A 21,772-nucleotide genomic window follows, 5' to 3' on the forward strand; every position below is an offset into this window, starting at 1 on the left:
TTATTTTTTATGCTGGCCATGTGGCAACAATTAGTACCATTAAAAATGTGCCAAGCCCAAACAGTATGTATGCAGATAAATTTACGATTGTACGTAAAAAAACGTTGGAAACCTTATTACGACCTAAATAAATTAAACCGACTGATATAATCATAAAACCGATACAATAAAATGATACCCACATTACATCAAGCGCAGGCAAATGTGCTAACGGACCCATTCAAGACAACCACCTTTCTTCTATGTCAGAAAACAATCAAAATATATTAGGTGTGTTGATTAACCATTTTTATCCACCCGAATTAAAGCAGAGCAAGGTTTCCTGCGGGCGAGCGTCGAGTCGCTTCCTCCGCTAGTGGAACGAAGACTAAGTGCGTCACGTTCTGTGACAATGCCTTCGTGACCAACATCGTGTTGGCCTCAGGGTCTCGTCTGTCTCGCTTTCCCGCGGGAGTCGAGTAGCCCTACACTACAATCAGTTAAAAACGAGAATATATTAGCAAAATAGCAACAAAAAAAACCTTTTATCGCTCAATAATAAACCTATTTTTTCCTAATCAACACGCCTGAAAGTATATTATACTATGTGCTTTCGCTAAAAAGAAATAGTTGTCCAGTAACTATCATCAAATGGACAACCTTTTTAACGGTATAGATTATTCAGCTAAAAGCGCACAATAAGGTGTCTCAGTTACTCTCTGAGACACCTTATATATGTCCATTTTATGACAAAACTAATTAAATTTATATTATTAGTGCATCATGTCATCAATTTCTCGCTTTTTCATACGCATCATTAATGCGTCAACTGCTACTTTCGGTTCTATATCATTAAATAAAACACTATAGAGCTCCGTTGATATTGGCATAGCAACGTCATATTTCTCTGCTAGTTGATAGGCAGCTTTAGTTGTGCGAACGCCCTCAACGACCATGCCCATTTGGTCGAGTACCTCTGGTAATTTCATGCCTTGCCCCAGTAAATTACCTGCGCGCCAATTACGCGAGTGCACGCTTGTACACGTTACAATCAAATCTCCCATACCAGTGAGCCCTGCGAATGTAAATGGATTTCCTCCCATTTTGACACCAAGGCGTGTAATTTCAGCCAATCCTCTAGTAATGAGTGCAGCTTTGGCATTATCTCCATAATTTAAACCATCTGTAATACCGGCAGCTAATGCGATGACGTTTTTCAACGCACCACCTATTTCTACACCGACCACATCCTCATTTGTATAGACACGGAAAAATTGATTCATAAATAAATCCTGAACCTTTTCAGCAGCTTCAATATTAGCACAAGCCACTGTCACTGTTGTAGGATGATGCAGAACAACTTCTTCTGCATGACTTGGGCCTGAAAGTACAACAACTTCTTCTACAAATTCAGCCGGGAGACTTTCTATTAAAATTTCTGAAATTCGTTTTAACGAATCAGGCTCAATCCCCTTCGAAACATGAACAAACAATACTTTTTTATCAAGTGCTGCTGTCATTTTTTCACACACTTCACGAATGGCCTTCGTAGGAACAGCCACGACAATTATCTCCGAATGAGCAACTGCCTCAGCAATATCACTTGTTGCATGCAAATTTGCAGGCAATATCGTTTCCGGCAAATACTTCCTGTTCGTATGCAGGTTGTTAATTTCTTCAGCCTGATCAGTTCGGTGAGTCCATAAAAGCGTATCATGCCCATTTTCTGCAAGTACCATCGCTAGTGCTGTCCCCCATGAGCCTGCCCCTAACACACAAACTTTTTCCATTCAAAATCCTCCCTTATTAAGAAAAGATAATTCCTTGTTAGCTACGATAAATACTAGAGAAAGGCTTACAATGCACTTGAACTCAAGCAACTTTAAAGTAGACATTAGAAAATTTATACTTTCCTCTCTTGTAAAAAGACGCCACCCAACAATGAATGTCGGGTCGGCGTACTGTATGTGTATATTTTTCCTAAGCACGAGCACGGGAAATTAATCGAATTGGCGTTCCTTCAAAATCAAATGTTTCTCGAATACGGTTTTCTAAGAAACGTTCGTAAGAGAAATGCATTAATTCTGGTTCATTGACAAATACCACGAACGTCGGTGGTTGTATCGCAACTTGAGTTGCATAGTAAATACGAAGGCGGCGGCCTTTATCAGCTGGCGCTGGGTTACGCGCCACAGCATCCTCAATCACTTCATTAAGAATAGATGATTGAATACGCATTGCATGGTTTTCACTTACACGCTGTATAATCGGTAAAATTTGATGTACACGCTGTTTAGTATTAGCCGATACAAAAATAATTGGCGCATAATCTAAGAATAAGAAATGTTCACGAATTTGTTGAGTAAAGACGTTCATTGTTTTCTCGTCTTTTTCAATCGCATCCCACTTATTCACAACAATGATAACAGCTTTCCCAGCTTCGTGTGCATAGCCTGCAATTTTTTTATCTTGCTCTTGAATGCCTTCTTCTGCATTTAGAACGACTAAAACAACATCAGAGCGTTCAATTGCACGTAGCGCACGCAATACAGAGTATTTCTCTGTTGTTTCGTACACTTTCCCTTTTTTTCTCATACCTGCAGTATCAATAATGACATATTCTTGGCCATCATACGCGTAAGGTGTGTCAATAGCATCTCGAGTAGTACCAGCGATGTTACTAACAATAACGCGATCTTGGCCTAAAAATGCATTGACTAATGAAGATTTCCCAACATTAGGACGACCAATTAACGAGAATTTAATGACCTCGTCTCCATATTGCTCTTCATCTTCTTTTGGGAAGTGTTTTGCACATTCATCTAATAAATCCCCTAAACCTAAGCCGTGAGAACCTGAAATAGGCCAAGGCTCACCAAAGCCAAGCGCATAGAAGTCATAGATCATTTCGCGCATGTCTGGGTTGTCAATTTTATTCACTGCTAAAACGACTGGTTTTTTTGTTTTGTATAAAATTTTTGCTACTTGCTCGTCTGCAGCTGTTACACCTTCACGTCCGTTTGTCATAAAAATAATAACGTCTGCTTCATCAATGGCGATTTCTGCTTGTTGACGAATCTGCTCTAAGAACGGCTCGTCCCCAATCTCGATACCACCTGTATCAATAATATTAAAGTCATGTGTTAACCACTCTGCCGAACTATAAATACGGTCGCGTGTTACCCCTGGAATATCTTCCACAATCGATACACGTTCTCCAACGATACGATTAAAAATCGTCGACTTACCTACGTTCGGACGACCTACGATGGCTACTACTGGTTTCGTCATCTGTACTTCATCCTTCCAACTTCTTGTCTTTCGCTATTATACACGAAAAATGCCATTATATCATATCATATCCATAATAGTGCGCGCTATGTACTGTTCTATCCATCTCTTTTTAAATTTTTTCGTCATTTCCCTCTTCTACTCGTTGCCTCCATAAAAAAAAGCAAGGACACAAACTGTATCCTCGCTTGTCAAGTTTATTTAAAGTTTTTTAGTTTATCGCCAATAACATCACCGAAAGAGAAGCCTGTGTTTTCTTCTGGTAATTTATAGTCGATTACTTCCTCGGCATCAGGATTTTCAAGTAAATCCTTAATACTTAATGCTAAGCGGCCATCTTCAGCATTTACATCAAGCACTTTCACCTGTACTTCTTGTCCTTCTTTTAAAGCTTCGTGTGGCGTGTTAATATGCTTATGCGCGATTTGAGAAATATGCACTAAACCTTCAACACCTGGGAAAACTTCCACAAATGCTCCGAATGAAGTAAGACGTTTTACTTTTCCATCTAATACTGTACCTTTAGCAGCACGCTCTTCGATGTTCGACCAAGGACCAGGAATCGTGTCCTTAATAGATAACGAAATGCGCTCATTTTCAGGATCTACAGAAAGGACTTTAACCGTCACTTCTTGCCCTTCTGATAAAACCTCGCTCACTTGACTCACATGCTCATGAGACACTTGTGAAATATGCACAAGGCCATCAATACCACCAAGGTCGATGAATGCACCAAATGATGCGATACGTTGTACTTTACCGTCTAACACATCGCCAGTTTTAATTTGGGTAATGACATTTTTCTTTTGAGAAGCTTTTTCCGCTTCCACTACAGCACGATGTGATAAAATTAAGCGATTTTTTTCTTTATCAAGCTCAACAATTTTAAAGCTAAGAGATCTGCCTTTATAGCCCTCAAAATCATCAACAAAGTAATCTTCTACAAGGGATGCTGGAACGAAGCCACGTACTCCTAAATCGACGACAAGTCCACCTTTAACAATATCTTTTACTTCCGCCTCGAAAACTTCCTCAGCGTTGAATTGTTGCTCAAGTGTATCCCATGCTTTTAATGCATCTACTTTACGTTTTGATAATACATAGTTTCCTTCTTCAACCTTTGTAATCACCAACTCCAACTCATCTCCAACAGAGATTATGTCAGACGCTTTTTCAATGTGTAAGCTTGATAATTCACTTATTGGTATAATACCGTCAAATGGTGCACCTGGAATTGAAACAGTTACTGCTTTTTCATCAACCTGCTCTGCAATCCCTTTGACGATATCACCTTCGTTAAATGTTTGTTCTGCATAGTTCATTTCTTCAGACATATGTAACCCTCCTTCGCATCTTCCCTTACTATTTTATTCGATTTTGAAGACAAAGACAAAAATAAATCCTTTAAATTCAAAAAATGTCTGAAATTTTTGGATTTACTTCATTTTTTCTTGCGCTAATTTTAAAATGGCTTGTGCTGCATCATCAATTGACAAGGCTGTCGTATCTAAAAATATGGCATCTGCTGCTTGAATTAGTGGTGATGCTTCACGCTCACTATCCATTTTATCGCGTAGAGCAATATCTTCTTGAAGTTTTTCAATGGAAGATTCAATTCCGCGCTTTTGATTGTCAATAAAACGACGTCTTGCTCTCTCTTCTACCGTTGCAGACATAAAGATTTTTAGTTCTGCATTCTTTAACACATGCGTAGCAATATCGCGCCCATCCATAACAACACAACCATTAGCCGCAAGCTTTTGTTGCTGTGCTACTAATAGTTCACGCACTTTAGCATGAGCCGATACTTGTGAAACAGATGAAGTTACTTCATTTGATCGAATTTCTGCCGACACATTCTTCCCGTCCAAAAAGACAAGCTGTCCTTGAGGAGAAGGTTTTAATTCAATTGTGCTAGATGCTAACATTTCTGCTAATTTTTCTTCATCATCTAAATATATGTCTTGTTGCAGTGCTTTATACGTCACAGCACGATACATTGCTCCAGTGTCGATATAAGTAAACCCGAGTGCCTCTGCAACAATTTTCGCGATTGTACTTTTACCAGCGCCAGCAGGTCCATCAATCGCAATTTGAATGTTTTTCTTCATATTCTTCCCTACTTTCTATCACACCACATTGTATCATAAAAAAGCCCTCTTCTAGCAGAGGGCTTTCTTAAATAAAACGACTAATCGATTTGAAGGATAACTTAACTGCATGAAGTGAAACTTACTCAATGGGGATTTTATGGGCAGTTCAGCTCCCACCTTAGTTCTTTGCATTCGCTACATTTTCAGCGAAAAAAATTAAGCATCAAAAGGGTTCGTTTCTTTACGACGATTGACTAACTGACGTTCAAAACAGAAACGAACAATATGCTGTTTGTCTACATCATCTGTATCTGTTAACTGTATAGTTGCTATTTTTTTGTTATCGTTATCGTTTTCGGATATGCGAACAACCATCGCATCCGTGATTACGTATTTAACATCTCCATTAGCAAACGGTAAAACGATCGTTAACTTAACCTCATCACCATCTTGGAAAGCAAATGCCCCTCTTAAGCCAACTGACAAACCACCTGCGCTAATATCTTCTGTTACTAGCTGATATTTGTGATCCTTAAATTGGATCGCTACATCCACTGGTGTTTCTACACGTACATATTCACGACGTTGAATTTTGATAAAGTCCTCTGCATTTGGACAGTGCAACATAATCATTGGTATATTGCCAGCTTTACGTCCAGTCACTTCTGTAATGAATGCAAATGATTGTTTGTCATCCGTACGAAAAGATGCTCTAAATTCAGAACCATCTATTAGAAATGCTGTTTTCTTTGTAGCAACATTTGTTGGATAATCGATGTAAATAATATTGTCTTTTTGTTCTACAACTTTACAGCGGAATTTTTCAACACGCTCTGTATAAGTTGGTTCAAGTTCTAATTGTGTACCAATTTTTATTTCCATGAGCATCTCCTCGAACACAAATATATATATCTTCATTATCGCATGAGATGCCCATTTTGGCTATATGAACTGGTGTTTTTTATTAAATTACGTTAAATATTCCACTTTTAAAACATTGTGATTTTCTGCATCAATAACAACCCTGAATGTTTCTTGTGTATTTTTATCACGAACCGCAATCACTTCATAACAAAGGCGTTGTTCAAATTGACCGTTATCTGTATAAATCTTTCTTACTTCCTCTACTTTCACATCATTATCGAAGAAAGTTTTCCAATCAATTGGTCTTGGGGTTTGTGGTTTAATCGTCTCTTCCTGAATATATTCCATTGCATTAGCACCTAGTAACTCGCCTGTATCCTTTGCCAGTTTTAGTTGGACGCCATCTGCATAAATCAACGCATTGTCTCCAGGATGCACACGTGCAAATGTCAAATGCCATGCTTGATGGTTTTCACGAGATTCCACAAATGCAACATCATTCATGCCAAGTTGTTTTAAATATTCCTCAGCCTTTTTCTTAATTTCATCTTGTGATAATCTTGCTTCATCTACTGGACGTTCCACTAAGTAGGATAGTAAATGTCCACCCTTTTCTGTTAAATCGACATATCCTAAACGAATACCTTGGTGGAATTGGATATGATAAAACGGATATGGTGCAGTATCACTACTTTTCGTAACAGTAAATGTTGCATCTTTAATAATAGGGAATAAATTTTTTACTTTTTCTAATGCCTCTTTTTCAGTAATGACCGAATCTTGTAATGCTTTAAGTTCTATTTTTTTCTGCCAATCAGATTCACTTAATGTAAGTGGGAAATCTTTTTCGCTGTAATCCTTTAATGTTTTTTGAACATTATCAAATGTTGTATTTGGCTTCTTATTATCTACTTGTTGCACCCAGACGTCCATATTTCCGTTATTTTTATAAAAATCTACTGTTGCGGCTGTCCATTCATCTGAAAGTGATTGTAAATTTGTAGAGACCTGTGGCATTTTTTCTTGCCAAGCTTGATAATCTCCTGTTTTTTCTGTTCTCTTGGCTTCATCTCCCAGGCGCCCTAAGTAACTTAGCCACTGGTTCGAGACTTCTTGCCCGACAGGAATATTAGATAAAGAAGATCGAACTTCAGAGCTTAGTCGCCAAACAGAATCTAACTCATTGTTCATCGCTTGGTCATCCTGAAACAATAGTGATTGTGAAACAGCTTGTTGTAGTCCAGATAATTTCTCAGAAGCATCCGTTAAATTATTTGTGTACTGAGCTAGCACAGTACGTTGTAAACTAGTGTTTTCTTTGTGCATATGAATGCTATATGCCCCTAAACCAATAACTGCTACAGTAAGTATAACGAGCATAGTTCTCATTTATTTTCCTCCTTTCTATGAACAGAAAATGTGTTCTCCAATTTGTTTAATTTGAGGTCTTGACCAAATCCACTTACTTGTAGCTGTTTTCGGATTAAAATAATAAAGTGCATTTTCTGAAGGATCCCATCCATTCATAGCGTCAATTACGGCTTCTTTTGCACGTTCGTTTGGTTCAAGCCAAATTTGCCCATCTGCCACCGCTGTAAACGCCAAAGGTTGGAAGATAATACCTGAAATTGTATTTGGGAATTCAGGACTTTCCAGACGATTTAAAATAACAGCAGCTACTGCTACCTGACCTTCATAAGGCTCTCCTCTTGCTTCACCATAAACCGCATTCGCTATTAACTGTACGTCTTTTTCAGTATACTTTGGAGGTACTTGAGTTTTAGTGCCATTATTATTACTACTACCACTACTTTTACCACCACCACCACCGCCAGTGTTTGTTTTTACTTGCTGTTCAAGTGGCTTGCCTCCATAATAGGTAAATTGATTACCTGCATTTAATTGAGCTTTAACCCAGCCTTCATCGTAATCTGAATTGCCAGATAAAGCTTTTTTTGTATTAGCGCCGGCTACCCCATCCACTGGTAAACCATATTTCTCTTGGAAGTTCCGTAAAGCCCAATATGTGTTATAGCCAAATTTACCATCAATTTTACTTTTATAAAATCCTAAGTATTGTAGCCTTGCTTGCAGTTCAATTACATCATCTCCATAAGCACCACGAGAAATCTGTTGCTCGGTAAATGCAATGGCGTCATTTTGTGGAATAGCGAATATACTAATCCCCAACATCAAAGCAAAAATTAAGCTTACTAAGCGCATGATCATCACTCCTTTTTTCATAGCTTGAAACAAACAACTCATTTTATACATATCAATTTTGCCTCGGCAAAAATTGCGTCTAGAATCGTGCGAAGGCTTTAGCTTCTTTCAGCAATGTCGACAGGTACAGCTGTTTGGACACCTGCTGAAAAGTAACTTAAATCTATATTCATCTCACCACCTATCGAGAAGGAAGATTCCTGTAGCTGACGCTTTGCTTTCGCTACGAAAAAACATTTGTAGCTGACGTTTCACTTTCGCTACGAAAACATTTGTAGCTGACGTTTCACTTTCGCTACGAAAACACATTTGCTGAAAGAAGTAAAAAAAGAAAAGCGCAGAAATCTTTTTTTAGATTTCTACGCTTTATATTTTTTTATGCATATGCAAATGTTGCACAAGGTGATAATGAGCAAGTTTGACTTTTCTAAGCCCAAACCACCACAAAAATAGCATAAACGGTATCATTAAATATACCCAATACCCTTTGAATGATAAAATTGTATTATAAAGAATGTGTAATACTACCGGTGCACAAAGCGCCATAGCAATCATTTCTGTCGTCTTTGCATGCTTCGAGAATTTGGCACGTCCATAATAATAACCCATTACAACGCCAAATAATGCATGACTTGATACGGGTAATAATGCTCGCATAAATGCCGTATCTAATCCGAACGAAAATAAGTAGAGAACATTTTCAATCGTGGCAAAACCAAGAGATACACTTGCACCATAGAGTATGCCATCATACGGATCATCAAATTCGACATGATTGTAGATTGCGATTAAAAGAACAAACCATTTAAAAAATTCTTCAACGACACTAGAAAAAACTACATCTTGTAGATAAAGAGATCGAAAAATCCCTTCCTCTGTTAAAACATATTGTAAAAACAAGATTGGGAACGTTAAAAATGCGCCATACAAAAACGTTTGAAGTAAGGTTCTTCTTGGCTCCGTTGCCATCTGATTGCGCAAATAGAAGTAACTAAAAAGCGCTAGACCGGGAGCAATGGCAGCTGATAATAAAATGATCATGTTGCCGGCTCCTTTCAAAAATCAATTTCGCCTTGACATAATTATGATCAAATTTTAAATTATGTTAGCACAATTCAAAATCTGTGACATCGTCTTGAGGCTTTAGACCAACATAAAGTTGGATAATTTGGCGTTTTCCTAGGATGAAATTCCTTAGCCCAAGTTCTCAGTCAATTAGTGGAGACCACTAAAAAAATACATTCACATATTTTAGGTGGAAAACTTCTGTAGTATTAAGCTTTCGTTTTCAACAAAAAATAGCTATTGAATAAACATAAACTGCTATTATTATACCATGTAATGACATAAAACTTTTTAAAAGGAGACATTATTTTTTATGAAAAAAACAATTTTATTAATTCATACCGGTGGAACAATATCTATGGCGATGACGGATGAAGGTGCCGTTATACCAAACAAGGAAAACCCTTTAATGAAGGAAAGCAACAAACTCGACACGCTTGCCACAATTATTGAAATGGAGGCTTTTAACCTCCCATCGCCACATATTACGCCAAAAGAAATGCTTAAGTTACGTAACCTCATTATCGAAAAAGTTTCAGAGGAGCAAATTGATGGCATTGTCATCACCCATGGTACCGATACATTAGAAGAAACAGCCTATTTTTTAGAATTAACAACTGATTTATCAATTCCTATTGTACTAACTGGTGCAATGCGCTCCTCCAATGAACTAGGTGCAGATGGAATTTACAATTTAGTGGAAGCTGTACGAGTAGCTGTTGATCAGGAAGCACGTGAAAAAGGTGTGCTAGTTGTGATGAATGACGAAGTTCATCTTGCCGTAAATACAACCAAAACAAGCACCAGCTCTGTAAATACATTCCAATCACCACAGTATGGACCAATTGGACTTATTACAAAAACACGTATTTTATTCCATCATGCACCGATTCGTCGTCAATATGTAGATATTCATGCATTATCAAAACGCGTAGCCATGTTAAAAGTTTATGCTGGCATGGAGGTTGATCTACTTGAAGTAGTGCTCGCATGCAAATATGATGGTGTCGTTTTAGAAGGACTCGGACAAGGCAATGTTCCTCCATCAGTTGTTAAAGGCATCGAAAGCTTAATAGAAAGAGGAATTCCTGTTGTATTAGTCTCTCGTTGCTTTAATGGTATTACCGAGGGCGTATATGGCTACGTAGGTGGTGGTAAAATGCTCGAAGATTTAGGAGCCATATTTGCAACTGGTATTAATGGTCAAAAAGCGCGATTAAAATTATTAATTGGGCTTAACAAAACAGGAACTCCTCTTGATTTAAAGGAATTTTTCATGTAAAGCTAATGTATTCAATCTTCACTTTAACTTATGCATCTTCAACTTGCTTATAATAACTTAAGATATTATGTAAACGTTCGATTGCTAACTCAAAATCTGGCTGGATAACAGCAAGCTGTATAAAATTTCTTCGTCGTAAATATTGGCTATCTGCATGAACATATAACCCATTTAACTTTAAATCGCTCTGTAGATTTGCCAAAGCTTTAGGAAGTTGTAAAGTAATTAACATAGGATATTGTCTAGTTGAAACTTGATAGTGCATAAATGGTAGCTGCAGCAATGTATTAAAGCGTTGCTGTAGCTGTCCATATCTTTCTGGATATGCTTGTAATGCTGTTTCAACATTTGCTACAAGTACTGCTGGTAACGTAAACGGAATCGCACCTTGCTGGTAATTAGCTAAATCTAGATAAGCTGGTAATGTTGTTGAAGATTTAACAATGTTTTGCGAAAACACGAAAGCCAAGCCACTAAGCGCACCAATAGCTTTTCCACTTACCGCAGTTGCTAAGTAACAATCTTCTAAAGTAAATGGCATTGCTCCGAACGAACTAATGCAATCAACGCAAAGCTTTGTATCATAACGTTTAGTCAGCTGTAAAATCCCCTTTAAGTCATTGCAAGTACCAGTCGACGTTTCTCCATGTACTACCAGAAGCCATTGATAAGATCCCTTTTGTAAATAAGACTCCAAAATATTTATAGCAAACGTACTGCCCCAATCTTCTTCAACCACATCAAAATCCAATGACCATCTCTCAGCTTGCCTCCGAAGACGTTCTCCAAATTCACCATTTATTAAAATAAGTCCATGTCCTAATTGTTGAGCCTTCAATTGCCCTAGCATCACCTCATTAGCCAATGTCCCAGTTCCTACAATTGTAGCTACATGTTCTGCTCCTGATAATTGAAGCAACTTATTTCTCATCTGCTCAAATAGTGATTGAAAGCCCAACGAACGATGAGAAAGCTCAGAATAATTGAATGGTTCGTTTTGTTTCACTGGTCCTGGATAAAATGTATGGCACTCCTTCGCAAGTCTTTGCTGCAAAGACGTTTCAAATTGCTGTCTTGTTAATACCATGGGTAAAAATAAAGCATCCTCTGTCCCTGTTGCAGGTGCAAATTGGGTAAAACCCATTTGCTTATAAAGTTTCTCTTCACGGGTAGTCCCTGAGATTACGGCTGCCGAATAACCTTTTTCGTATGCAAAAGCAGTTAATGCCTGTGTCAATTTCAGTAGTACTCTTCCTGTTCGATATGCCTTTTTCACAGCTAGCAATCGAATTTCACATAGCTTAGTACTAATCTCCTTTGATAAATACTGCTCAACCTTTCCTATCTTTTCATCAATTGAAAACGGTCTCTGATCTCTAAAGGCAAGCATCCCTATAAGTTCTAATTCTTTATAAACAACGATATACGTATTTTCATGATGAAATCGATCCATTTTTTTTCTAGCGGAATTAGGTTGATGCTGTGGAATTTCTTCGACAAAGGTTTCATAATTTAATCGTGCAATTTCCTCAAACTCCGCTTCCGTATGTGCAATTTTACACCAATACATATCATCACTTCCTTCTCCCTAAAGCTTCGTTAATATTCGGCATATGCTTCATAATTATAAAGATTATTGTTCCTAGTATTGGTATGTATAACAGTAATTGATCGGTATAAACAATTGCTCCACCATATAAAACAAAGCCACCTAACATACTAAGCGTTAAACTTCTCGTTACACTAAGCGTAATAGCTGTCCCTACAACCATCATTAAAAATAAGTTTGGTGACAATGCCAGACCTACACCTATAAAAGTTGCTACCCCTTTTCCCCCTTTAAATTTCAGCCAAAATGGAAACAAATGACCAAACATAACTAAACAAGCACCTAGAACTATTTCCCATTCTTCAAAATGCCATAAATGTCCTACACCAACAACAAGCACACCCTTTAAAGAATCCCCTAAAAAGGTCCATATAAATGCAGCTTTCCCAATAATATTGCCAGCATTTCGAGCACCTAAGTTTCTACTCTTTTGTTCCTGTAAATTAACACCATACGCTTTTCCAACGAAATATGCCGTCATAAAGTTCCCTACGATATAACTAAATATCCAGTATAAACCAAGCATTCATTCACACCTTTTTAATTAACTTCGATGAAATTTTGTCTCATTACCATTACATGGGTTAGATTTCCGATCCTACTGGGCACTTTTCTGTGGCGTCCGATGAGTTGCGTATGCTCTACTTTCCGTCGCTTGGGCTCTTTTATCCGTCACCCTGGACCTTCTTTCCGTCGCTTCGACTCTTTCATCCGTCACCTGGACCTTCTTTCCGTCGCTTCGACCTCTTTCCGTCGCTTGGGCTCTTTTATCCGTCGCCATGACCCTTCTTTCCGTCGCTCTGGCTCTTCTATCCGTCGCTACGACTCTTTCATCCGTCACCCTGGACCTTCTTTCCGTCGCTTCGACCTCTTTCCGTCGCTCTGGCTCTTCTTTCCATCGCTTCGACTCTTTCATCCGTCGCCATGACCTTCTTTCCGTCGCTTTCTCTCTTCTTCTATCCAACTTCTTAAAAAAAGCTGTATAAGCTTACATGCCTATACAGCTTCTATTGCTATTTTGCTCTTTTGGCAATTGTCTTTGCAATACAATCACCATGGAAACGGCCATTTTCAATAAAAATTTCATTGGCATTATTTCCAGCTGCAATAACTCCAGCAATGAATAATCCTTCCACATTTGTTTCCATAGTTTCTGCATTAAAGAAAGGACGACCCGTTTCATAATCAATTGAGACACCCATTGCTCGAATAAATGAATGATCAGGGTGATAGCCTGTCATCGCAAAAACAAAATCATTTTTTACAGTTTTTTTGCTACCATCAATTTCTACTACAACCTCATGCTCACGGATTTCCAGTATATTTGTATTGAAATGCATTTGGACTTCTCCATTTCGTACTACTCCTTCAAATTCTGGTAAAACCCATGGCTTGATGCTAGGTGAATACTCACTACCACGATAGACAACAGTGACGCGAGCCCCAGCCTTATTCAACTCAAGCGCCGCATCCACTGCCGAATTTTTTCCACCTATTACAAGAACATCAGTATCAAAAAATTCATGTCCCTCTTTAAAGTAATGGAAGACTTTCGGCAATTTCTCACCTGGAATGTTTAAATAATTTGGATGGTCATAGTAGCCTGTGGCGATCACAACATAAGGTGTTGCATAAACCTCTTTGTTTGTCGTTACTGTAAACTCCGCTCCATTTTTCACAACGCTATTTACTTTCTCGAAGCGGTTTACTTGAATATCCTTCAAACGCACAACTTCTCGATAATAAACTAGTGCTTGATTCCGCTTAGGTTTACGTCCTTCAATGATAAAAGGCACATCACCAATAGCTAAACGTTCACTCGTACTAAAAAAAGTTTGATGCGTAGGATAATTGTAAATCGCATTTACGATATTTCCTTTTTCAATGACAATTGGCTTTAATCCAATATTTTGCAAGGCTATTGCCGCCGCTAAACCACAGGGACCTCCTCCAACAATAATTGCATCTACTTGCTGCATTTCTTGACACTCCTATCAACTTTGTATCAGCGATTTGCTAATACTTTACTTTTAACTTCTTTCAGAAGAAGTCTCCCATCTCTATAGACGGTGAGATGAATACAGGTTTAACGGAAATCGGAAAGGAGTTCTTTATGCATGCACAAAGCCGATTCCGGACGCAATTATGCCAAGGCATAATTGATTAATCGGGCTTTTACCGAATAAATCCTTATCGTTCCATTATACGCCTTCTATCGAGTTTTGGTTGTTCATTTACCCGAAATTTCAATGTCAATAATATGACATTGTGGCCTCGCACCAAGTCGGAAAGGTAACAATGTCGTACCATAACCGTTACTTACTAAAGTCATCACACCCTCACGCTCTCGATATGAGCCATTTGGATGCACACCGTATGGGCCAATTCTAATTTGACCTCCGTGTAAATGCCCACCAATCATTAAATCTGCTCTAAATTTTGCACGGACTCTTGCGAAAACGCCTGGGTTATGCGAAATAAAGACAACTAAGTCTTTCTCTCCCACCTTTGCAAATGCTTCATCAAAGCTATATTTCTTTGTAGACGTATCTTCAATTGCACTTAGCCAAAAGCGGTTTTTTTTAGGCAGTAATACTGCATCATTGGCTACGATCTGAACACCATGCTCCTGTAAAATACCTTGTAGCCGCTCCTCGCCTACTTCTCTGTCATTATTTCCCCATACAAAATAAGTCGGTCCTAAAGGAGTCAATAATTTTAAATTGTCATGAATACGCTCAATAGGGGTGCGTCCATCCGCAAAATCTCCACCAATAATAACCGCGTCAAATTGGCCATCTAACTGCTCAATCATCTGGTGGTTAATTTTTCGTAAGTGTGTATCCGAAATAAAAAACAGTCTAATCTTTTCCCGCTCACCCTTTAATTGCAATTGATGATGTAAAACATTGTTCTCATGTGCCACCTTTAACATATAAAGCAGGAACGCGATGACTACTAAAACGAATAGTCCAATATAAATCATTCCCTAACATCTCCTTATGAAAGCAAAAAGACGATTCGTTATAATGAAGAATCGCCTTTCACTAAATCAGACGTACGCCTCAACTTTATTTGTTGTTGACGTTTGTCCTTTATTTTATACTAGAAAAACATCATTGCCAAAGAATGACACCTGCTTTTCTTATGGTAGTTTAATAACTTGCCCAACCATTACATCATTTGAAGACATACCGTTTGCTGCACGGATTTTCGCTAGGGTTGCTTCACTTCCATCACCGTAGTGATTCAATGCAATACGATATAGATTTTCATTTGCCTTTACAGTATGGGTACTTGCTTTTGCAGTTTGTTTCTCTTGTTCTGCTTTACGTGCTTCCTCGGCTTTACGTGCTTGCTCAGCTTTTTTAGCTTCTTCGGCTTTTCTTGCCGCTTCAGCTTGTGCTATTCTAGCTTGCTCAGCTTTTCTAGCTTCCTCGGCTTTTCTAGCTTCTTCGGCCTTCCTAGCTTCTTCAGCCTTTTTAGCATCTTCAGCTGCCTTTTTTTCAGCTGCTAATTTCTCAGCATCTTTCTTAGACTGATCTTTAGCTTTGTCTTCTTTTTCAGCTTTGTCTTTGTTTGCTTTATCGTCTTCTTTGTTTTTGTCAGCTACTTCAGCTTTATTTCCAGACTTATCAATTTCTACAATTGTATCCGTAGAATTTTTTTCAGCCTCTTCAATTGTTTCACCCGGTTCATAGAATTTTAAAAAATAGATTAATATTGATAATGGAATTAAGATAAAGATGACAAAAAGAATCGTCATTAATGGCGTTTTTCTTTTTGTTTTTTTCGGCTTTTTATTATTGCCCCCATTTTTATTCATTCTTGAAACTCTAGATAAATCTTGCTGCTCTGTTTGCTCTTCTACAAAAGATTGACGATGCTCTTCGATTTTATCGCGATAATCTTCTTTACTCATTCGCCTTTCCTCCAACCTTACTACGCTTTCTATCATTCTATTATGACGAATTTTGCGCAAAAAGTAAATGACCGTCAATTATAGTCTAAAAGCCCATTAAAAGTTGCTTTAACCGACTTTTCCATGGAATCATTTCTATTTTCTTCTCTTCCTTCAAGCGCGCTTTATTGATTTCATCATAATTGATTCCACAATTTTCACAACAGTTTTCCGGTTTTTTCAACAATGTTTGCCCAAAATACCCGACTAGCTGCTTGCGAATACAGTCTTTTGTCTGAGTAATTTTTTGCATTTCATTGACAGCACGGTATTTTTCCAGTGCCAAATGATTTAGTCGTACTTTAACTTGTTCCATCGTTTCTTGTTGTAACCAATAATCAAGCACACGAAAAGCGGTCTCACTCAGCTCTCCGTTTTTCAGCATTTGCGATGGTTGTGTTTGTTGATATAGTAGTTCCTGATACCGATCGACATGACCAGATGTTGGCAAATCGCCTGTTACAACAAATTTTGCAAGTTCTACGTCATCATCACAATAAAGTAAAACTGCAAGCGCCGGGTGACCATCACGCCCCGCTCGACCAATCTCCTGCATATAATTTTCTACATTGGCAGGCATCGTTTCATGAATGACCTGACGAATATCCGACTTATTGATCCCCATCCCAAACGCATTTGTTGCCACAATCCAGTCGAGTTCCCCGTCAATAAATTGTTGCTGAATAAACTGGCGATCCTCAGCACCAAAGCCTGCATGATAAGCAGCCGCTCGTATGCCTGCCTGGATTAGTACCTCACTATATTGTTCAGCACGCTTTCGCGAGGACATATATAAAATACCTGGTCCTGCTGTCTCTTTTATATGCTGTATAATCCAGTGTGCTTTATCTTCCCTATCCTCAAATACAACACGACCGAGATGAATATTAGATCGATCCACATTATATAAAAACTCAAAAGGTGAATCTAACGACAATGTATCCCGTATATCATTGACTACTTTATTCGTCGCAGTCGCTGATAAAGCTAAAACAGGTGGACGATTTGCTTGTGAAAACCACTGTCCAATTCGTAAATAATCTGGTCGAAAATCAAAGCCCCACTGAGAAATACAGTGTGCCTCATCCACAACAATAAGACCTAACTGCATTTGTGAAAGCTTATCCTGAACTTGTTGCTGCAATAGCATTTCTGGTGACGTAAAAATAAAACGAAACTGCGCTAAAAAATGTAATACATAACGTTTCTCACTTATGGTTAAAAATGAATTTAAAGCAACTACCCTCTTTTCACCAAAGCGTTTTAACTCCTCTACCTGATCCTGCATTAGCGAAAGCAGTGGAGAAACAATTAATACCGGCTTCTGCAAGATATACCCTGGCAACTGATAACAAAGTGATTTACCCATTCCTGTCGGTAATAGAGCAATAACATCTTTTCCTTCTAGGATTGCTTCAATAACCTCTTTTTGCCCTGGACGAAAAGCTGTATAACCAAATTGCTTTGCCAATATTTGTTCAAGTTCCATTTATACTTCTCCTTTCGCGAGGACAAGCTTTAACTGGAAATAACTCATACCTTCAACCACTTCATGCAATGTTTTTAATTTTTTTGTTTGATATTGTTTCGATGCCTGCCAAACTTTTTCCGCTTCCTTATAAGAGACGAATGGACCAATCGAAAAGTTTGGTTCATACATGGCTAATTCTACAAAATGATCCTCAATGGTACTTTGTTTTAGCTTTCTTATTTGCATAATCTGTTCAATCGAATAGCCCTGCTCATATAAATGCGCTGTTTGCTGAGCTGAATCGGTTAATAACGCCTTTACTCTTATTTCCTCTGCTATTTTTCCAAGTAACGGATAATCAGTTGTTTGATGGACTTCATTTAAAAATACATGTAGCAATTCTATAAACGCTAATTGACAATCTAAAATTGCTTCCTTTCGTTCACTAGCAAGTTGCTGCCATGTCCATCCTGGCAAACCATAGCCACTCAATCGATAGAGGACAAGCTGTTTGTTGGCTTCAGATAAAGATAACTCAGAAAGCACGTTTTCGCATTCCTCCAGTAATTGCTGCTGTAAATGCCCATCTTGATAATTATGTTCAAGTAAAAATGTACGAACCCAAGACTGAATATTCGTATCCCTACTTATTGGAGAAAAGGAACGTAATCCAGCACGCTGATAGGATAAACTTTGTACAATTAATGACAATCTCGCAAAAAATATATGCTCATTTCCCCTATAGTGCCACCCATCAAATAAAAAATCAGGTGTTTGCTCCGCTTGCTGTAAACCTAACTTTTTCATGGAATAGTGACCAGATTCTTGCATTATTAACCAACTATTCTGCAAAAATAAGGATACAGCTTCATCAAATGTCGCTCGCGATAACTTAGGTAATAGCCCGAAATATTTATGTAGCTGAAATAACCCAATGTCTTGAATCGTCTGTCCTGAGCGCTTTCCTCTCAATACATGATAAGCTGCAGAAATCGACCGTTCGTTATTGAGTTTTTGAAAGATTTGCAATAAAATTTGATGAAACATAGACGCAAATTCCTCCAATTTAATAGTATTTATGTTGAAAAGTAAGATAAACATCTTTAAAATGAGTATGAAGCTTTGTAGGAACATGTAAAAGGAGAGAATGAAAAATGGCTAAGTTCACAATTGTTGATAAAGATACATGCATCGCTTGTGGCGCTTGCGGAGCCGCAGCCCCAGATATTTATGATTATGATGATGAAGGTATTGCCTTCGTTATTTTAGATGATAACATGGGAACTGCTGAAGTTCCAGAAGATCTATTAGAAGATATGCAAGATGCTTTCGAAGGCTGCCCAACTGACTCAATCAAAGTAGCAGACGAAACTTTTGATGGCGACTCATTAAAATTCGAATAGTTTGTAACTCTATTCGTACACTGAAGGCATCCTTAACTGGGTGCCTTCTTACTTAATTAGAATCTTCACGTTGAAACACAAAAGAAACACAACGCTTAAATTTAGTTGATTATATAGTTGATTTCCCTACTCAGAATATATATAAACTCTATTGGAGGAATGAATGATAATGTTTAATCAATTAGAAACAAATCATAGCTTATACCATATTGACGAAGACCAGATGAATCAATTTAAAAATCTTGCAGCAAAATGGCAATCTATTTTCCCTAATTTTCAATCTAAGTGTATGAATGCATTAGATTCTTGGGCTGTTATTTTAAATTGCTGGTTCTTTTTAAAATCACATCAAAAAGATAGTCTTTTTTTAAATTCTTCAAAGGCAATGCACTATTCAATTAACATTTTTTTAATAGAAGAGCTCAAAAAGATTCAAATTATTCATAAAATTATCGAGAGAAATGATGATGATTTATTCTACTTCGTCGCTTTCCAACTAGGCAATGATATTGACCTCTGGGCCTATAACATATTCGGTCAAAATGATGCTGCAGATCTTATAGATCAAATAATCCAGCAACCCTATTTTCTAGCACATTTGAATGATGATCTTCTATCTAGTGACAAAACATTTCATAAAGTTCAAACAAGAGCCATCAAAATTATGGCACAGGCTATTCGTACGCAAAACTGCTTTATGATTGCAGTACATAACGCAGTCTACAGCGGCTTAGATATGTATGAGGTAGCACAAATTTAAATACAACTATTGGATTCGTCTCTAAGTAAGTGGAGATGAATTTTTTTTTGTGCCTATCCTAGTAACGTCGGACACTCTTTTTTATCTTATTATTGCATCCATTATTTATGTATGATAAGATTTTAGTAGTTGGTACTAATAACAGATATTATTTCATAAAGGGGTTCTTATAAATGATGGATAATTTATTACAATTAAAAGATAAGAATATTGTTGTAATGGGTGTGGCAAACGACCGAAGTATTGCTTGGGGTATTGCAAAACGTTTATTTGACGTAGGTGCAAATGTCATTTTCACATATCGTCAAGAACGTTCATTAAAAAAATTACAAAAACAATTAGAAAATATCGGACAATCTGATTCACTAATCGTACAATGTGACGTCAATAGCGACGAAAGCACAAAAGCAGCCTTCAATGAAATCGGTACAAAAGTAGGCGTGATCCATGGTATTGTGCACTCTGTAGCATTTGCCAATGCTGAGGATTTACACAACCGCTTCTTAGATACAACTCGTGACGGCTATGCGTTTGCACAAGATACTAGTGCATATTCTCTTATTTCAGCAGCGAAAGCCGCACATCCTTATATGACTGAAGGCGGTTCTATCGTGACAATGAGTTACTTAGGAGCAGAACGCGTGCTTGATGGCTACAACGTCATGGGCGTAGCGAAAGCTGCATTAGAGGCTTCTATGCGCTACCTTGCTGCAGATATTGGTAAAGATAATATTCGTGTCAATGCGATCTCAGCAGGAGCGATTCGCACACTTGCTGCAAAAGGAGTTCCTTCATTTAACACAATTTTACACAAAATCGAGGAAACAGCTCCATTAAAACGTAATGTTCAACAAGACGAAGTAGCAGATATGACAATTGTGATGCTATCTCACCTATCTCGTGGTGTGACAGGTGAAACAATTTACATCGACGCTGGCTACCATATTATGGGTTAACTACAAAGAAGCATGGAAGATCATCCTTGATCTCTCATGCTTCTTCGTCTTCATACTGGTTGTCACATCAGTTATTTTAGTTTCTTTGGAGCTGGGTAATCAAAGCCCTTTGTATCCACTTCCACCTTTTTCATTTGCTGATCTTCTAATGGTTTATCTGAACCATCTCGTTCAGCAGCAACAATAGCATCTACCGTTTCCATCCCCTCGATTACTTTCCCAAAGGCAGCATATTGGCCATCAAGATGTGAGGCTTCCTCTACCATAATGAAAAATTGAGATCCCGCAGAATTCGGATCACCCGAACGAGCCATTGAAATGACACTGCGTTCATGCTTCAAATCATTTTTAAAACCATTTGAAGAAAACTCACCTTCAATCGAATAGTCTGGACCACCTGTACCATTACCTGAAGGATCTCCACCTTGAATCATAAAATCAGGGATAACCCGATGGAAAATAAGACCATCATAAAAACCTTCTTCCACTAAGGAAATAAAATTAGCAACCGTATTCGGCGCTGCAGAAGGCTCTAATTCAATAACGATTTTTTCTCCATTATTCATCGTGATCGTCACAATTGGATTTTCCTTCACATTTGATGAATAATCCACTTTTTCTTCTGATTCCTTTTCCTTACTTCCCTCTGATTGCCCACTTTCTTTAGCTGCTCCACAGCCTGTCAAAACAAAGGCTACAGCTAGCAAAGCAAAGACAAATGAAAATCCTTTATAACGCGTGAACATATTCTTTCAACTCCTCTTTATAACCATTTTACTCATTATAAGACTATCAAATAGTTTACGACAAATCAT

At 37.9% G+C, this 21,772-nt stretch carries 22 protein-coding genes; 4 read left to right on the forward strand and 18 right to left on the reverse strand.

Going from position 1 to position 21,772, the window contains the following annotated elements:
* Positions 1-7: 7 nt before the first annotated feature.
* The 9 genes from BFJ97_RS01395 to prsW form a co-directional block, all read right to left on the reverse strand.
* Positions 8-220, reverse strand: a complete 213-nt coding sequence (locus BFJ97_RS01395) for a DUF2768 domain-containing protein (protein ID WP_083226873.1) — start codon at positions 218-220, stop codon at positions 8-10.
* A gap of 532 nt (positions 221-752) precedes the next feature.
* A complete protein-coding gene (locus BFJ97_RS01400) occupies positions 753-1,769 on the reverse strand; it encodes an NAD(P)H-dependent glycerol-3-phosphate dehydrogenase (RefSeq protein WP_068982864.1) in 1,017 nt (338 codons plus the stop codon).
* Positions 1,770-1,959: 190 nt separating this feature from the next.
* The gene (gene der / locus BFJ97_RS01405; protein WP_068982865.1) at positions 1,960-3,270 is read right to left on the reverse strand and encodes a ribosome biogenesis GTPase Der; all 1,311 of its coding nucleotides are present in this window, start codon (positions 3,268-3,270) and stop codon (positions 1,960-1,962) included.
* A gap of 197 nt (positions 3,271-3,467) precedes the next feature.
* Positions 3,468-4,604 carry a 30S ribosomal protein S1 gene (gene rpsA, locus BFJ97_RS01410; RefSeq protein ID WP_068982866.1) on the reverse strand — a complete coding sequence of 379 codons (1,137 nt, stop codon included), beginning with the start codon at positions 4,602-4,604 and terminating at the stop codon, positions 3,468-3,470.
* A gap of 102 nt (positions 4,605-4,706) precedes the next feature.
* Positions 4,707-5,381 carry a (d)CMP kinase gene (gene cmk, locus BFJ97_RS01415; protein ID WP_068982867.1) on the reverse strand — a complete coding sequence of 225 codons (675 nt, stop codon included), beginning with the start codon at positions 5,379-5,381 and terminating at the stop codon, positions 4,707-4,709.
* 198 nt (positions 5,382-5,579) lie between these two features.
* A complete protein-coding gene (locus BFJ97_RS01420; protein WP_068982868.1) occupies positions 5,580-6,245 on the reverse strand; it encodes a flagellar brake protein in 666 nt (221 codons plus the stop codon).
* A gap of 87 nt (positions 6,246-6,332) precedes the next feature.
* Positions 6,333-7,616: a PepSY1/2 domain-containing protein gene (locus BFJ97_RS01425; protein ID WP_068982869.1), complete on the reverse strand. Its 1,284-nt coding sequence runs from the start codon at positions 7,614-7,616 to the stop codon at positions 6,333-6,335.
* 15 nt (positions 7,617-7,631) lie between these two features.
* Positions 7,632-8,450 carry a spore cortex-lytic enzyme gene (gene sleB / locus BFJ97_RS01430; protein WP_068982870.1) on the reverse strand — a complete coding sequence of 273 codons (819 nt, stop codon included), beginning with the start codon at positions 8,448-8,450 and terminating at the stop codon, positions 7,632-7,634.
* 366 nt (positions 8,451-8,816) lie between these two features.
* On the reverse strand, positions 8,817-9,491 hold the full coding sequence (gene prsW, locus BFJ97_RS01435; protein WP_068982871.1) for a glutamic-type intramembrane protease PrsW: 675 nt from the start codon (positions 9,489-9,491) through the stop codon (positions 8,817-8,819).
* A 337-nt stretch (positions 9,492-9,828) separates the two neighbouring features.
* Here prsW and BFJ97_RS01440 point away from each other — a divergent pair, with 337 nt between their 5' ends.
* Positions 9,829-10,797: an asparaginase gene (locus tag BFJ97_RS01440; RefSeq protein ID WP_068982872.1), complete on the forward strand. Its 969-nt coding sequence runs from the start codon at positions 9,829-9,831 to the stop codon at positions 10,795-10,797.
* 28 nt (positions 10,798-10,825) lie between these two features.
* Here the strand turns inward: BFJ97_RS01440 and BFJ97_RS01445 are convergent, their stop codons facing one another.
* From BFJ97_RS01445 to BFJ97_RS01480, 8 genes are all read right to left on the reverse strand, one after another.
* Positions 10,826-12,367, reverse strand: a complete 1,542-nt coding sequence (locus BFJ97_RS01445) for an aminotransferase class V-fold PLP-dependent enzyme (RefSeq protein ID WP_068982873.1) — start codon at positions 12,365-12,367, stop codon at positions 10,826-10,828.
* 4 nt (positions 12,368-12,371) lie between these two features.
* On the reverse strand, positions 12,372-12,932 hold the full coding sequence (locus BFJ97_RS01450) for a glycerol-3-phosphate acyltransferase (RefSeq protein WP_068982874.1): 561 nt from the start codon (positions 12,930-12,932) through the stop codon (positions 12,372-12,374).
* A 72-nt stretch (positions 12,933-13,004) separates the two neighbouring features.
* Complete coding sequence (locus BFJ97_RS01455; RefSeq protein ID WP_068982875.1) at positions 13,005-13,322, reverse strand: hypothetical protein; 318 nt, start codon at positions 13,320-13,322, stop codon at positions 13,005-13,007.
* 97 nt (positions 13,323-13,419) lie between these two features.
* Complete coding sequence (locus BFJ97_RS01460; protein WP_068982876.1) at positions 13,420-14,385, reverse strand: YpdA family putative bacillithiol disulfide reductase; 966 nt, start codon at positions 14,383-14,385, stop codon at positions 13,420-13,422.
* A 251-nt stretch (positions 14,386-14,636) separates the two neighbouring features.
* Positions 14,637-15,392, reverse strand: coding sequence for a metallophosphoesterase (locus BFJ97_RS01465; protein WP_068982877.1), 756 nt, complete (start codon positions 15,390-15,392; stop codon positions 14,637-14,639).
* 159 nt (positions 15,393-15,551) lie between these two features.
* Positions 15,552-16,328, reverse strand: coding sequence for a LysM peptidoglycan-binding domain-containing protein (locus BFJ97_RS01470; protein ID WP_068982878.1), 777 nt, complete (start codon positions 16,326-16,328; stop codon positions 15,552-15,554).
* Between the two features lie 85 nt (positions 16,329-16,413).
* Positions 16,414-17,856 (reverse strand): RecQ family ATP-dependent DNA helicase, encoded by a 1,443-nt coding sequence (locus BFJ97_RS01475; RefSeq protein WP_068982879.1) that lies wholly within the window; start codon positions 17,854-17,856, stop codon positions 16,414-16,416.
* Entirely contained in the window at positions 17,857-18,885 is a 1,029-nt protein-coding gene (locus BFJ97_RS01480) for a helix-turn-helix domain-containing protein (RefSeq protein WP_068982880.1), read from the reverse strand.
* Between the two features lie 107 nt (positions 18,886-18,992).
* Here BFJ97_RS01480 and BFJ97_RS01485 point away from each other — a divergent pair, with 107 nt between their 5' ends.
* The 3 genes from BFJ97_RS01485 to BFJ97_RS01495 all read left to right on the forward strand — a co-directional run bounded on the left by BFJ97_RS01485 (position 18,993) and on the right by BFJ97_RS01495 (position 20,957).
* A complete protein-coding gene (locus BFJ97_RS01485) occupies positions 18,993-19,241 on the forward strand; it encodes a ferredoxin (RefSeq protein ID WP_053482601.1) in 249 nt (82 codons plus the stop codon).
* A 169-nt stretch (positions 19,242-19,410) separates the two neighbouring features.
* The gene (locus tag BFJ97_RS01490) at positions 19,411-20,001 is read left to right on the forward strand and encodes a hypothetical protein (RefSeq protein WP_068982881.1); all 591 of its coding nucleotides are present in this window, start codon (positions 19,411-19,413) and stop codon (positions 19,999-20,001) included.
* Between the two features lie 173 nt (positions 20,002-20,174).
* Entirely contained in the window at positions 20,175-20,957 is a 783-nt protein-coding gene (locus BFJ97_RS01495; protein WP_083226874.1) for an enoyl-ACP reductase FabI, read from the forward strand.
* 71 nt (positions 20,958-21,028) lie between these two features.
* On the opposite strand, the gene BFJ97_RS01500 is transcribed toward BFJ97_RS01495, so the two are convergent.
* Positions 21,029-21,703, reverse strand: coding sequence for a peptidylprolyl isomerase (locus BFJ97_RS01500; protein WP_083226875.1), 675 nt, complete (start codon positions 21,701-21,703; stop codon positions 21,029-21,031).
* Between the last annotated feature and the right edge of the window lie 69 nt (positions 21,704-21,772).

The sequence above is a fragment of the Lysinibacillus xylanilyticus genome (assembly GCF_001708185.1).
GTDB lineage: Bacteria > Bacillota > Bacilli > Bacillales_A > Planococcaceae > Lysinibacillus > Lysinibacillus xylanilyticus_A.

Coding starts and splice junctions, on each gene's coding strand:
- BFJ97_RS01395 (WP_083226873.1), bottom strand. CDS start 220: ATGGGTCCGTTAGCACATTTGCCTGCGCTTGATGTAATGTGGGTATCA.
- BFJ97_RS01400 (WP_068982864.1), bottom strand. CDS start 1,769: ATGGAAAAAGTTTGTGTGTTAGGGGCAGGCTCATGGGGGACAGCACTA.
- der (WP_068982865.1), bottom strand. CDS start 3,270: ATGACGAAACCAGTAGTAGCCATCGTAGGTCGTCCGAACGTAGGTAAG.
- rpsA (WP_068982866.1), bottom strand. CDS start 4,604: ATGTCTGAAGAAATGAACTATGCAGAACAAACATTTAACGAAGGTGAT.
- cmk (WP_068982867.1), bottom strand. CDS start 5,381: ATGAAGAAAAACATTCAAATTGCGATTGATGGACCTGCTGGCGCTGGT.
- BFJ97_RS01420 (WP_068982868.1), bottom strand. CDS start 6,245: ATGGAAATAAAAATTGGTACACAATTAGAACTTGAACCAACTTATACA.
- BFJ97_RS01425 (WP_068982869.1), bottom strand. CDS start 7,616: ATGAGAACTATGCTCGTTATACTTACTGTAGCAGTTATTGGTTTAGGG.
- sleB (WP_068982870.1), bottom strand. CDS start 8,450: ATGCGCTTAGTAAGCTTAATTTTTGCTTTGATGTTGGGGATTAGTATA.
- prsW (WP_068982871.1), bottom strand. CDS start 9,491: ATGATCATTTTATTATCAGCTGCCATTGCTCCCGGTCTAGCGCTTTTT.
- BFJ97_RS01440 (WP_068982872.1), top strand. CDS start 9,829: ATGAAAAAAACAATTTTATTAATTCATACCGGTGGAACAATATCTATG.
- BFJ97_RS01445 (WP_068982873.1), bottom strand. CDS start 12,367: ATGTATTGGTGTAAAATTGCACATACGGAAGCGGAGTTTGAGGAAATT.
- BFJ97_RS01450 (WP_068982874.1), bottom strand. CDS start 12,932: ATGCTTGGTTTATACTGGATATTTAGTTATATCGTAGGGAACTTTATG.
- BFJ97_RS01455 (WP_068982875.1), bottom strand. CDS start 13,322: ATGAAAGAGTCGAAGCGATGGAAAGAAGAGCCAGAGCGACGGAAAGAG.
- BFJ97_RS01460 (WP_068982876.1), bottom strand. CDS start 14,385: ATGCAGCAAGTAGATGCAATTATTGTTGGAGGAGGTCCCTGTGGTTTA.
- BFJ97_RS01465 (WP_068982877.1), bottom strand. CDS start 15,392: ATGATTTATATTGGACTATTCGTTTTAGTAGTCATCGCGTTCCTGCTT.
- BFJ97_RS01470 (WP_068982878.1), bottom strand. CDS start 16,328: ATGAGTAAAGAAGATTATCGCGATAAAATCGAAGAGCATCGTCAATCT.
- BFJ97_RS01475 (WP_068982879.1), bottom strand. CDS start 17,856: ATGGAACTTGAACAAATATTGGCAAAGCAATTTGGTTATACAGCTTTT.
- BFJ97_RS01480 (WP_068982880.1), bottom strand. CDS start 18,885: ATGTTTCATCAAATTTTATTGCAAATCTTTCAAAAACTCAATAACGAA.
- BFJ97_RS01485 (WP_053482601.1), top strand. CDS start 18,993: ATGGCTAAGTTCACAATTGTTGATAAAGATACATGCATCGCTTGTGGC.
- BFJ97_RS01490 (WP_068982881.1), top strand. CDS start 19,411: ATGTTTAATCAATTAGAAACAAATCATAGCTTATACCATATTGACGAA.
- BFJ97_RS01495 (WP_083226874.1), top strand. CDS start 20,175: ATGATGGATAATTTATTACAATTAAAAGATAAGAATATTGTTGTAATG.
- BFJ97_RS01500 (WP_083226875.1), bottom strand. CDS start 21,703: ATGTTCACGCGTTATAAAGGATTTTCATTTGTCTTTGCTTTGCTAGCT.